This is a genomic window from Microbulbifer mixtoriginis (SeqCode), from assembly GCF_052467705.1.
The window spans coordinates 629,364-643,020 of sequence record NZ_CP174322.1 but is presented as its reverse complement, the minus strand read 5'-3'; the positions used below and the strand labels follow the sequence as shown (position 1 = coordinate 643,020).

General features: G+C 45.2%; 9 protein-coding genes. 6 read left to right on the top strand and 3 right to left on the bottom strand.

Annotated elements, in window-relative coordinates; translation table 11 throughout:
- Positions 1 to 58: 58 nt before the first annotated feature.
- Positions 59 to 2,044 (bottom strand): ShlB/FhaC/HecB family hemolysin secretion/activation protein, encoded by a 1,986-nt coding sequence (locus ACJJIB_RS02950; RefSeq protein ID WP_444887821.1) that lies wholly within the window; start codon positions 2,042 to 2,044, stop codon positions 59 to 61.
- A 73-nt stretch (positions 2,045 to 2,117) separates the two neighbouring features.
- Positions 2,118 to 4,736, bottom strand: coding sequence for a bifunctional serine/threonine-protein kinase/formylglycine-generating enzyme family protein (locus ACJJIB_RS02945; RefSeq protein ID WP_444887820.1), 2,619 nt, complete (start codon positions 4,734 to 4,736; stop codon positions 2,118 to 2,120).
- Positions 4,737 to 5,327: 591 nt separating this feature from the next.
- Here ACJJIB_RS02945 and ACJJIB_RS02940 point away from each other — a divergent pair.
- The 6 genes from ACJJIB_RS02940 (at position 5,328) to ACJJIB_RS02915 (ending at position 10,891) form a co-directional block, all read left to right on the top strand.
- The gene (locus tag ACJJIB_RS02940; RefSeq protein WP_252084237.1) at positions 5,328 to 5,816 is read left to right on the top strand and encodes an Hcp family type VI secretion system effector; all 489 of its coding nucleotides are present in this window, start codon (positions 5,328 to 5,330) and stop codon (positions 5,814 to 5,816) included.
- Between the two features lie 156 nt (positions 5,817 to 5,972).
- A complete protein-coding gene (locus ACJJIB_RS02935) occupies positions 5,973 to 7,880 on the top strand; it encodes a type VI secretion system Vgr family protein (protein ID WP_444887819.1) in 1,908 nt (635 codons plus the stop codon).
- Positions 7,881 to 7,896: 16 nt separating this feature from the next.
- A complete protein-coding gene (locus ACJJIB_RS02930) occupies positions 7,897 to 8,475 on the top strand; it encodes a DUF6931 family protein (protein ID WP_444887818.1) in 579 nt (192 codons plus the stop codon).
- A gap of 3 nt (positions 8,476 to 8,478) precedes the next feature.
- Positions 8,479 to 8,772: a PAAR domain-containing contractile injection system baseplate protein gene (locus ACJJIB_RS02925; RefSeq protein WP_444887817.1), complete on the top strand. Its 294-nt coding sequence runs from the start codon at positions 8,479 to 8,481 to the stop codon at positions 8,770 to 8,772.
- A gap of 463 nt (positions 8,773 to 9,235) precedes the next feature.
- Positions 9,236 to 9,718 (top strand): DUF6795 domain-containing protein, encoded by a 483-nt coding sequence (locus tag ACJJIB_RS02920; protein ID WP_444887816.1) that lies wholly within the window; start codon positions 9,236 to 9,238, stop codon positions 9,716 to 9,718.
- Between the two features lie 18 nt (positions 9,719 to 9,736).
- Positions 9,737 to 10,891 carry a lipase family protein gene (locus tag ACJJIB_RS02915; protein WP_444887815.1) on the top strand — a complete coding sequence of 385 codons (1,155 nt, stop codon included), beginning with the start codon at positions 9,737 to 9,739 and terminating at the stop codon, positions 10,889 to 10,891.
- 95 nt (positions 10,892 to 10,986) lie between these two features.
- Here the strand turns inward: ACJJIB_RS02915 and tssH are convergent, their stop codons facing one another.
- Positions 10,987 to 13,650, bottom strand: a complete 2,664-nt coding sequence (gene tssH, locus ACJJIB_RS02910) for a type VI secretion system ATPase TssH (protein ID WP_444887814.1) — start codon at positions 13,648 to 13,650, stop codon at positions 10,987 to 10,989.
- Between the last annotated feature and the right edge of the window lie 7 nt (positions 13,651 to 13,657).

Below are 13,657 nucleotides of genomic sequence, written 5' to 3'. Positions count from 1 at the left end.
CCGGTACCTTGCATAGAGCGGTCAGGTCAGCTTCAGCTATCGATGATATTCTGAATTATTAGTTATAAAAAATGGAAAAATCGGCATAGACCATAGGCTGATCTATATCTTCACCAGTACCTTCGATGGAAGAGGCTTTTTCAATAGGCCAACCGACTGATACTTTGCTGGAGAAGATTTCATTCCAGGTAAACTTAAACAGCAGACCACCTCCGGCAAGCCTGGCCCAGTCATCCTCTTTCCCTGATTTATAGTTATTCACAATGCCGTAACCCACATCGGCAAATAACGCAATTTGCATCATATCGTTTAGGCGCTGACCAAATAAGATAGGGTTCACCACTTCGGGGAAACTGGGATACCATTCGGCAGATAAAAGTCCGGCCCTATCAGCAGAAAAGTCTCGTACATCAAAGGCTCTAACTCCATTAGCCCCCCCCAAGGACATCTGCTCAAACGCAGGCAGGGGATTATCGCTTTGCTGTATACGGCTTTTAATTATTAGGCGAGACTGATCATTAGTGAACGGCATCGGCAAAAATAGTAGTGAGCTACTATTTAAAGACACTTTGGTAAAATGGTCACCGCGCGCTGCTTGCAATTTACCTTCAAGTTCCCTTTGATGCTCCCCATATTGAATATTGGTACTCAATATATTAAGCATGGAAATAGCACCACTGGAGAGGTGGTCCATGTAAAAACCTAGTTCACCGCCGTATACATGATCTCCAGGCTCATCAAATTTGGTAATTGCACGTAGATTGGACTTTTTATCAGTGAGTCCAAAAGAGCCCGTCAAGTTGAAACCCCTAGAACGACGAAATTTATGATCCACTGTAAGCGCGTAACTGGTATTGTCACCATGAATATCGAGCACATTTACAGGGTTATCTGGATCCTCAACATCACGCAATACAAAGTCATTGTAATCTGCTGTTAACTCAAGCCTAGTGCGCGGTCCAAATAGTGGAAGGCTGTATCTTAACTGGCCAAGATCAGAACCGAAGTCCGAATCAAAATCGGAAACATTAGTCGATTTCAAATAGCCAATGGTAAGTGCATCTCCAATACCCAAAGGGTTTAACCAGTCTACGGTTGTATAAAATCTCTGGTCACCAGTATAAGCTGATCCGTGGTTATCCACCCTAAATGAAGTTTTCCAGCTAGACGCATCGCGTACTTTCAAGTTGAGCTTAGTTTCACCAGGATTTTCACCTGCACTAAAATAGCCGGTAACATTTAAGCCTGGCAGATCATTTAGAAGGTAAAGACCCTCTTCTATATTATCGTGATTAACTAGCTTACCTTTTTGTTTCTCAAAGGGCTTAGCCAGCTGTTCTAGAGCATATTCTTTATTATCCTCAGCAGCGACCTGCCCCAACAATCCCTCTTGAACCGTCAGAGTTACAACGCCATCCTCAACATCTTGGGCAGGAATTTGTACCTGAGCGAGAAAAAGTCCTTGGCGACGATAAAAATTAGTCAGTTCCGCAGCAATTTCTTCCAGATCAGCGTAACTCAAACCACGCTCTTTATTCTGCTTCTCAATGACACTGACGAGTTTTTTGAGTTCAGCAGGCCCCAAACCACCTGGATTAAATTGGGCTTGCATATTACCCAATAAAACTGCTAACTCCTCTAGGTTATCAACCGTATAACCGCTAGCGAGGATTTTATCCTCTTTCATAAATTTGACGCGAAGTTTTTCTGCCATCTCTTCGACAATTTCACGTTCAATACCAAAATCTGGGTATTCTTCTAACCTATGAAACTTAAACTCTTTTACAGTAATTCTTGGGCCTTGATTACGTTGAGAGATATCTGGAATCTCAGTATTCAAATTTGGATCTTCCGCTTCATAGGTGCGCTGCAGGAAGTCCTTGGTTACGTCCGCCTCATTAACTGTTGGCGTATCCTGGTCAAAAGCCTGCTTTACACGACTGCGAAAACTGGAACCCTCGTCTTGAGCATAAACAGGCAAATTTGATAGCAGGAAGCCTGCGCCCACAAATAGCGCCAGCTTACTTTTTCCAAGCCCAAGCATAACTCCCCCAAATTACTCATATTTATTTGGCCGAATCCAGCCTTCACATGGCTAGAAAAGGCGTATTTTTTTATTAATTCACATCTCTAACGATGCGAAAGCCTGTTAATTCATCTGCGAGTCCTGCATGCAACCTTTTGGATGTAGCGAGACAACGGCTCATGGGGTCTTGTCGATTACCGCCAAGCGCAAGTAACTCCCCGTCAGTACCTTTCGCCCACTCTTGAACATTGCCCACAGCATTCACTAGGCCAAATCTGTTTGTCGATCCGTCCTGGGCTGGTACCAACTCGACCCCTTTCTCAATACCGCCATACTTTAAATGGCAGTTGCGATCTGCAACCTCTTCCTCGCCATTAGCACTGGCAGCCGCAAACCACTCTTGCTCTGATGGGAGGCGATAACGGTACCCCGTCTCATCGGATAACCAGCTGATATACGCTTCTGCATCTTGAAGAGTTAAGTTATTGGCTGGCAGATCGCCCGCGGCGATATCGATGGCTGCACATTGCTTGGTTGCACTACAATAGTGCTCGAGGTCTCGGTTACTTACTTCATACTTTCCAACTGCCAAGGGCCGACCACTCACACCTCGAACCACTACCATTGCTGGCCCCTTGGTACCATCTGCAAGACGATCGCGACAGCTGTAGCGATCTCCCCTGCCACCGCTACCTGGGATTAGGTGTCCACAAAAATCCAGCTTGAATTCTTTGAGGGGCTGATAACCAGGCAGGAGCGCCCTGAACTCATCGACTAGAGCCTCTGTCCTTAGTGGGTCTTCAGCACCCAATTTGGTGGCACAGTTATTAAGCTCTTCACCAACAACCGGACGAATCTGTCTGGCTTTAACACTATCTAGCCCTGCCAGCTGAGATAACTGCGCTCCCACAGCGGCGACATTCATATCAAAGCCACAGGTAAGTGTGGATTCCATATTGGCCAGAACAGTGTCGATTTGCCTGTTTTTAATAGAGGCCAAGCGTCGGCGTTCAGCGCGTTCTTCCGCAAGACGAATGCGCTCAGCCTCACGCTCTGCCTCTAGGCGCTCAGCCTCCAAGCGAGCTCGCAGGTTCTCTCTATCCGTAGCCAGCTGGGATTTGATCGCAACAGCCTGGCTGGATACGCCATACCAGCTGGCAGCGCTTTCCAGCATGGAATCCGCTTGATCCAGATTACCCAGGTTTAACTGACCGGTAGCCGCGGCGAGAAACAGCTCCGAAATTTCACGGCGTTTATTATCGAGAAATTCTTCATCGCTGGGGTTAAGCTCAGAATACTCATGAAGCTCCAAGCGAAGGTCCTTTTCCCAGGCTGGAGTAAGGATACTCAGTGACACCAAACGATTAATCGCTTCTTTTTTATCACTGATTCGCCGCTGTAGTAGCTCTTCCTGGAGCTTCTTTTCAAGCTCAATCTTTACTCTTTCTTGCTCAGCTGTATTCTGCTGTTCCAAGTGGCTATAGCCCACCCCAGCACCTACAAGCACCATGGTGAAAGCCCCACCTAATACCCACTTCCAGGTATTGCTGACAAAAAATGCCTGAACAAATTTTTCTACTGTGTCAGTACGATCTTCTCGTTTTAGCTGCAGAGCGGCCTCAAGAGCACGCCACTCCCGTCGATTTAATCCCCTGATACGTTTCGGGCGTAGCTTCTTTTCTAAGGCCTTGTCGGCGGGAACCTTGTCATAAGGATGCCGGCCACAAAATAGCTCGTAGGCCACACAACCCAGGGCATAGACATCATCAGATGGAGCGGGCTCCCCCCCTTTCAGCATCTCGTAACTGGCATAGGCGGGCGTCAAAGCTCCCAGACTGCCGGCATCAAAAACCGTAGTCTCGCCAGTTTTATTGGCGATCCCCCCTTCAGATACGGCTCGAGCAATACCGAAGTCAAAAACCTTCGCACCTTTCTTACTGGTAACAAAGATATTGCCAGGCTTAAAGTCGGAATGGACGATCTTATGGGAATGGGCGTAAATGAGGGCCTGGGAAATATCAGAAAAAACAGAGCGCGCCTTTTCGGGTTCCAGCCCAACATCCGCATGCTCTCGCAGGAGTTTGTCAAGCGGTGCACCCTCGAGAAACTCCATGGTCATAAAGACCCGATCACCATCGCGGTCAAAATCGTAAACCGTTACGATGTTGGGGTGGGCCAGCGTTTGTGACTTACGCGCTTCGCGCTGTAAGGAAATAAAGGCATCAGGATGTTTCTGGAAATCATCATTTAACAGCTTGATTGCTACATAAGGCTCGCTGTCATTCGCTTCCAGCTTACGGCGATCAAGTGCCTTATAAACAGCTCCCATACCGCCAACCCCAAGGAGCTTATCTAGCTCAAATCGCCCCTTGATCACTGTTTTGGTTACAGCGCCAGATGGCAATGGCTCAAAAGAGTCAGAAGTATCAATAGGGTTTGCAGAAATTCCACCAGAAAGTTGGCCCAGCTCTTTCTTTTGGCCGGTATTCTTTCGAGGTGCAGGGCTAAAAACTGTTGCATCTGGATTAAACCCAGATGCAGCAGAGGGCAGTATTGCCTGCGCACCCCGCACCGGAGGGTGATCATTTTTCCCAGTGGAGTCCTGATTAACAACGACGGTTACGTCGCCATCATCTGTCAGTCCCTTTTTAGATTGATCCGGTCCGGGCAGATTGCCGTTCGGCCGAACAACACGTGTCTTATCGTTCAATTCCGCCTCCATGGGAAAGCTTTTCGACACATCCAAAGACCGTAACAAAATATTGCTACGGGCAGGTTGTCAAGCTAAATAAGGGGCAAAGTATATCGAACAGCCTTTTAGGCAACAATGAACAGGTAAGCAAATATATTTGACTATATACCGTTTTGAAAAAACTACTCGACAATTACAGACTCAGAAGAGAAACTGATACTGAAGACAAATAATTACACCTTCTTACAAGCTCACCTGACAAAAGAAAATCCCTAACTTAAAATATTTTATTAACGTGATTCCGTTAACAATTCTTAATATTTTTTCCTCAAATATTCATTTTTTTTGACATCAAGCTTTTCTGTTCAATAGAAAATTAATTAGTGTCAGAGTCGAATAAGCGCAGACGGCATACCTCCAGCAATCAATATACTCCCCTGGATAATTAGTGCCAGAGTCGATTTTATAAGCTGAAATTTCGGTTTTTTTTTGTATTTCACTCTGTTTAAATCACCTCAGTTGTCATTGCGACACCATCTGAGTTACCGCACTAATTCGGTAGCAAGGAACTAACCACCAATATCTCAAGCCAACAAAGAGGGATTTCCCATGGCTATTTACATGAACTTCAACAGCCTCGCCACTAAGGGTAACGTTACTGCCAAGGGCTACGAAGACTGGATCGAAGTTGACAGCTTCAACTTTGGTGTTGGTCGCGGTATCACTATGGAAGCCGGCGCTACCTCCAACCGTGAAGCTTCTCGTCCGAGCCTGAGCGAAGTTACCTTCACCAAGCGTATTGACGCTGCATCTGGTGGCCTGTTTAAGGCTTCCGTAACTGGTGACGAAGGCGTACCTGTTGAGATCCACGTTGTACAAACTGGCGCTAACTCTGTAGAAAAGTACGCTGTGTATAAGCTGGAAAACGTACTGATCTCCTCTTACAGCATCGGCGCTTCTGCTGGCGGCGCACCTCAGGAATCCATCTCCCTGAGCTTTGCCAAGATTGAGGCTGACCTCAATCACGCAGACAAATCCAACAAGAACCCCAAAAACATGCGTGTTGGATACGACCTCACTACCGCTACTCCGCTGTAATAGGTCTATACCCTTTTGGGATAAGATGGCCTGCAGAATCTCTGCGGGCTGTCTACAGGTCTTTAGCTGAATGCTCATTGAGTTTTCAGCTAAAGATCTGCAAATCTGCTAGTTTCTCATTTCTTTCAGGCACCGTAGGGATAGTTGGGGCTGCCCATGGCTACACTCAATCAAGATAAAAGAATGATTACGGTCGATAGCCCGGTTGGCACAGATGCGCTAATTGCTACGACCCTGCAAGGCGAAGAGCATATATCTAAGCTTTTCCGCTATGAAGTGCAATTGCTTTCTGATGACCATGCTATTGAACAAAAGGATATTGTTGGCAAACCGGTAACAGTTTCCATTCACCACTCTGAAACACCTCGCCATATCAATGGTTACGTTACCCAGTTCTCTCTACATGATGTTAATGCTGAGGGTGTACGCAGTTATAGCGCCATTTTGCAACCGGGTCTGTGGTTTACCAGTTTGGCCGGCAGCAACCGAGTCTTTGAAAACAAATCTGCCAAGCAGATTCTAGAAGAGGTTCTGGGAGAATATAGCCGAGTAATAAAACTCACGTTAAAGTTAAATGCTGAGTACATTACCCGTGAATATTGTGTTCAGTTTGACGAGAGCGACTTTGATTTTATCAATCGCCTGATGGCTGAAGAAGGCATATCCTACTATTTCAAGCATTCCACAGGACAGCACGAACTCGTTCTTTGCGATGATTCTCAAGACTTTTATGATTGTGAAAGCGCTGACATTGAGTATGACGGTGGAGGCAGCCATCCAACCAAAAATACCGTAAGTAGCTGGAGAAGAAACTTCAACTATCACGGTGGTGGGTTTGAGCTTAAAGATTATAGCGAGTACACAGCAACTAAAGACAACAAGCAGCAGGTAAAAACGACCAGCCAGCTTAATGATGTTGCAAATTATATGCGCGGCCTCTATGGCTTAAACCATTTCCAGGTTGATGGTGAGCACAAGCACAAATTTACAGACAGCTATCACAAAGCACTTGCCGAACGGGCAATGGAAGCGCAAGAAGCACTTTTTGATGTAAGCCACGGTCGCAGTGATTGCCCCTCCTTTACTGCAGGCGGTCGTTTCAATTTCGATCACTCATTATCTTCTGAAAAAGGCAAATATCTTATTACCTCAGTGCATACTTCTGCAGCAGATGGAAATGGTATTGATACCCACTTCCACAACACCTTTAGCTGTATACCTTCTACGGTAATGCCACGCCCGCAGCCCAATGTATGTGCGAAAAAAATCCATTCACCACAGGTAGCACGAGTTTTAGAGGTCAAGGCTACAGCTTCAGACAGCTCACAGGATCCCTATACACAGCTCAAAGTTAAATTCCCCTGGAACTCTCAACAGAACAGCTGTTGGGTAAGGGTAATGCAGTCCTTTGCCGGTAAGAACTGGGGCGCGAATTTTGTTCCAAGAGTTAACCAAGAAGTCGTTGTTACCTATATCAATGGCGATCCGGATCGGCCATTGATTACCGGGGCGGTTTATAACGGTGATAACCCTGGGCCCAACTACACAGCGACTCAAAGTGGTTGGAAAACCGAGTACGAGGGCAGCACTTTCAATGAGCTTAGGTTTGATGACAAGGGTGGCAATGAAGAAATTTATATGGAAGCTGGCAAGGATCATAACTTTGTGATCCATAACGATCAAACCGGAAAAATTGAAAACCAGCAAACACTAGAAATCAAACAGGATCGTAGTATTACCGTCACGGATGGTAGCGAAGTTGTCACCATTGCCAAAGGTGACCAAAAACTCAATATCAATAAGGGCAACCAGGTTGTCACTATCGGTTCAGGCAACCATACCCTTAAAGTGAGTAAAGGCACCCAAACAACCGATGCCATGGGTGCTATCAAGATATCCTCCAAGGCTTCAATTGAGTTAAAGGTTGGCGGCAGCAGTATCAAGCTAACGCCGGCAGGTATTACCATCAAAGGAACAATGCTCTCCTGCAAAGGAGACGCGACGGCTGAAGTTAAAGGCGGTGGTATGCTTACCTTAAAAGGTGGCGTTACCATGATCAATTGATGAGATTAAACAGCAGATGACTGACCTGATCAAAGTACAAGCGTTAACTGCAGCTGAGCTCCTTGAGAACTTTGAGGTTAGTGAGGAGGCGGAAGAGCATCTGGTGCCAGATACCGCACCTGAAGTTAGCATTAACCAACTGATAGAAGCTGGCCTCTATCCGGATGCAATAAAACTACTAGCCCACGGACTGCCAAAACGAGAAGCGGTATGGTGGGCCTGCCTTGCGGCACGCGATATACAAAGTCCTGAGACTGACGAAGACAACGTTAGTGCATTGATCGCAGCAGAAACCTGGGCTAAAAAACCCAATGAGGAGTCGCGATTAAATTGTAAAACACTGGGTGATAAAACCAAACACAAGACGCCCGCAAGCTGGGCAGCAACCGCTGCCAGCTGGTGTCACGGCAGCCTCGCAGCCGAAGGCGAGCCTGTGGTTGAACCGCCAGAACACCTCTATGCGCACGCAGTGGCTGGCAGTATTACATTAGCAGCAGTCTTATCTGACCCAGTAGACCCCGCCAAACGCTTTGACCGCTATATGAAACAGGGTCTGGATCTGGCCCGCGGCGGCAATGGAAGAGTGAAGGATTAAGTTATGGGCAAGCCAGCTTCACGTATCACCGATATGCATGTATGCCCCATGGTTACTGGTACGGTACCTCATGTAGGTGGCCCTATTCTCAGCCCAGGTGCTCCAACAGTAATCATCGGCGGCATGCCATCCGCCACTGTTGGCAGCACTTGTACTTGTGTGGGACCACCAGATACTGTTGCTATGGGTAGCACTACCGTAATACTACAAAAAAAACCAGCTGCCCGTATGGGGGATACAACTGGACATGGAGGGAAGATTGTTATTGGGTGCCCTACAGTTTTAATTGGTGGCTAATTTATCCTTCCTGAAAGACACTTGTATTAAATATTAGGAATGCAGATCAATTAACAATAATAATACCTAGCCGCATCCAATTAAGACTGAATTTTTACAGTGAAGTATAAAACGCGAAATCTATAAAGATAATTTTAGAGAATGTATTTATTAACAATCTCTACAAATTCATTATAGGTAACAATGCTTTTAAAGATCACTTAACATAGTTACACCTCACGATTAATAAGCAACTCTATTAAGACCAATGAGACTTATTAATAGCCAAAAATTCTGTACAGCCAAACCCCAGAACTTTTAGGCTCACCGATAATCAATATCAGCAATTGAGCAACATCAGGGTAATATTAACTCTAAAAAACTGAAATTCAGATTAAAAATCTCTCCATATTAAACAGCCAAATACTTGGCAAAGAAACGATATATTTAGATATAGACTGATTGCAGGGCCTATACCATCGTTATGAAAAAACTCAACTCACAAATATATATTGTATTAATCACATTTCTTCTTCCACTAATATCTGGAGGCGCTAACGCAATGGCTTTCCTCAACCCGCTTAAAGCATGCACATTTTCGGAAATGAAAATTCGACTTACCCTTGACGGCAAACCAGCAGTGGGCGCAAAAATCACTCGCAGCGTCGACTGGAAGGACGAAAAAATTGACTTTTTTACATCAGACGGAGAAGGCAACGTTAAACTCCCTGCAAAATTTGAAAGCTCAGTCACTCAGGTTTTGCCTGTAGAGTTTATATCCTCACAAAGTATAAACGTAGAATACGAAAATAAAAATTATTTAATTTGGATTTATGCAAAAAGAAACCCAGGGGAAAATTCTGAAATGAATGGAAACCCTATAAATCTATCATGCGAGCTCACCGATGAACCCAAAACAGAAAGAAAATTTAAATCTGCACTGAAAACATCATGTAAATTTTTATAAAAAAGGAATATCATCACAATGCTAACCCCACAATATAGTGCGCAACTTGCCGCTGATATATATCTGATCAAAAAACCAAACGATCAAGAGATATTTTTCGACTTATACAAAGATGACTTTGATATAAAAGAAAACCTTCCCAATAAGATTGAAGGAAAAACAGGCGCATTCACCCTAATTAAAAGTGCTCATGCAATGGGAGTTGCCACATGTGGCAAGGACAAATTTAAAGGACAGGCATTTGTAGCTCTAAAGGGTACAGCTAGCGGTTATGATCTGTTAACCGATTTAAACGCTGGGATTAAACGATTTCACACTGGTGGATCTGTACATCAAGGTTTTTACTATACCTTTGATAGTTTCTTCCCTCAACTAGAAAGCTTTTCACATAACCTTCCATCTCATGTACATACAATACATTGTGTTGGACACAGTCTTGGAGGCGCATTAGCAACACTGGCTGCCGACTGGCTCTCTGCTAATACAGGAAGAACTATAAAACTCTACACTTATGGTAGCCCAAGAGTTGGTCTTGACCAATTTTCTAGTAATTGTAAACGCCGGTTGACACCACAAAATATATATCGTGTTTATCATCGCGCCGATGCAGTTCCCATGGTACCCACTTGGCCATTTATCCATGTGCCTGACGGTGGCATGGGAGATTTTGAGTTACCTACCCCCAGCTATAACCCCTTGACCAATCACAGCAGTGAAACATACGTAGAATCCGTCGCCCCAAATGAAACAAGTCTTGACTGGGATACAGTTAGACAAAAAAAACCAAAAGATAATTTGGACAAGAGTGTCGAAGCTTGGTTAAGATCTGATGGTATTCTATCTTTATCTATGAATACTGCTTGGATAGCAGGTGAGGCACTACTGTGGGTTCTAAAAAAGGTTAGTCACCTAGCCGGAATATCCTTAGTTGTAGCAGGCAGTACAACATTTACGATTTTAGACCGGCTGGCAATTTTTCTACATAACGCCTACCAAATCAGCAAAGATATTTCTTTCTGGGTGATGCGACTTGTACGCAGACTTGCCCAATTAATTGGAATGGTTGTTGTTGAGGGTGTTGATATAACAGTTTCATTTATCCGCATGGTATTCCTACGCATGCACCGAGCCATCTCTGACTTAGTCATGAGAGCGGGAAGAATGATTCATTAATATAACCTAGAGAAGTTGCAATAACGCATGGTGTTAAGTTGTACCTAGCCCAGTAATGAAATAAAGTTGGCTTCACTACTGGGCTAGATTCCAGGTTATTCTACCTTATAAGCGAAATCACCCTCTTCAGTCGCAGACACTTTAATTGCCTTAACTTCTTCACCTTTCGCCATTTTATCTAAGCATTCACTGGCTAATTCTGGTAGTAAAGTTTTATTTAGAATTACCTCAATGTTGCGGGCTCCAGTATCTGCTTCATGGCAACGCGCCACAATATTGATAAGTACATCCTCATCATATGAGAAAGAAGCGCCATAGTGCTCACGAACACGCTTCTCAATCTTACGCATATTGATTTTACAAATTTCAACCAGATTCTCATCATCCAGCGGATAGTAGGCAACCACATTAGCACGGCCAAGAAACGCCGGTTTGAACTTCTGTAGTAATTGGGGGCGTATATTATCTAGCAGTACATCTGGTTCTGGCTTTTCCTCTACCTGGCTGAATATAGCCCTAATAGCATCCTCACCAGCATTAGAGGTCATAATGATAACGGTATTCTTAAAGTCGATATCACGCCCTTCACCATCTTTGATGGTACCTTTATCGAACAGGTTGTAGAAAATATCCTGTACGCCGGGATGGGCCTTCTCCATCTCATCCAGTAGGATTACGGAGTAAGGTTTACGCCTAGCAGCTTCGGTAAGAACTCCTCCTTCCCCATACCCTACATATCCGGGAGGAGACCCTAGCAGCATAGATACTTTGTGTTCCTCTTTAAATTCAGCCATGTTTATCGTAGTGATATTTTGCTCACCACCAAACAACTCATCGGCTAAAGCCAATGCAGTCTCAGTTTTACCTACGCCACTAGTGCCGCAAAACATAAATACACCAACTGGCTTGCGTGGATCAGTCAATCCTGCCCGTGAAGTACGAATTGCCTGAGCAACGGCCTCGATGGCATGGGGTTGACCAATCACGCGCTTGTTCAGTCGCCCAGCCAGAGTTTTAACAGCTACGATTTCATCACTGACCATTTTCCCAACGGGAATACCCGTCCAGTTGGCAACCACCGCAGCGATAGCCTGCTCATCAACAGATGGCTGCATCAAAGGTGTATCACCTTGTATTACTTCAAGTTCTGCAGACAGGCTTTTCAATTGTTGCTGATAGTCAGCTAAAAGCGCTGAATCGGGCTCCAGATTTTCACTCTTTCCTTTCATAAATTCGGAGTCAATTTGATCTCGAATTTTTTGTATCTGTTCAATCAGCTCATTTTCTTGAACAAGCTGTTGTTTTAATGAGGATAATCGCTGCTCTTCAGTCTGCTTGAATTCTTTCAGTTCTGTCAGCTGTTCTTCGTGCTCACCCATAGCTGCATTTTCACGTTCCAACTTGGCAAGTGTTGTGTTAGTCCGTTCAATATTAATTTGAGCATCTTCAATAGCGCCAGGAGTAGCCGACTGGCTCAGGGCTACGCGGGCACAGGCGGTGTCAAGCAAGCTTACAGATTTATCAGGTAGCTGACGCCCAGGAATATAGCGGTGGGATAACTTAACCGAAGCAATAACTGCCTCGTCAAGGATGCGTACTTTATGGTGTGCTTCAAGAGTAGTGGCAATACCACGCATCATATCAATGGCATTTGCTTCACTGGGCTCTTCAACTTTTACAACCTGAAAACGTCGAGTCAAAGCAGGGTCACGCTCAAAGTATTTCTTATATTCAGCCCAGGTCGTGGCTGCCAATGTTCTCAGCTCACCTCGTGCTAAAGCAGGTTTAAGTAGGTTGGCCGCATCCCCCTGCCCTTCCTTACCTCCTGCACCAATCATGGTGTGAGCTTCATCAATAAACAAAATAATAGGCGTTGGGGAGGATTTGACCTCTTGAATCACAGATTTAAGACGATTCTCAAACTCGCCCTTTACGCTAGCACCGGCCTGAAGTAAGCCCAGGTCCAGCGTCCGAACTGCTACACCACGTAGAGGCTCAGGTACATCTCCACTGGCAATTCGTAAGGCAAAGCCTTCAACTACGGCTGTTTTACCAACACCTGCCTCACCAGTGAGAATCGGGTTGTTTTGTCGACGACGAGTGAGGATATCAATACACTGCCGAATCTCTTCATCTCTACCTAGAACTGGGTCAATCTCACCCTTCTTCGCTCTTTCAGTCAGGTTGACGGTATACTTATCGAGAGCTGGCGCTTTACTAGCGGCGGCCGCTACGGCAGCAGCGCCATCATCAGTTGCGCTGGCAGCAGCAATATGACTCGACTCACCACTTTGCCCAAACATCGCCCGGGCAGTTTCACGAATAGATTCAGGCGCTATATTTTTAAGCTCTGGACAAGATTCTTGAATTTGTCGACGTGAAGTCTCTTCCAACAGCAGAGCTGCGAGGAAGTGTCCAGAACTGATTGCACGGTGCCCATAGTCGATAGACGCCAGCATCCAGGCATTCTTTGCCGCTTCGACAATTGTCGGAGATAGTGCAGGAGGTCGGCTACTTCCCGAGCGGAATCCAGCTATAGAGGAGGCAAGCTGTTTAGCAAAATTTGCTGGATTACAGTCATGTTTTTCCAGTAGGTGATAAAGGTCTGTATCTGATTGATCTAATAATTTAAGCAGCCAGTGCTCAAGTTCAACATTGTATTGATTTTGAGATAAACAAAGGCCGGCTGCGCCTTCAAGAGAATCACGCATATGCGGTGTCATGGTATCAACAAGCCGCTTCAAATCGATATTTATCACAGTAAAA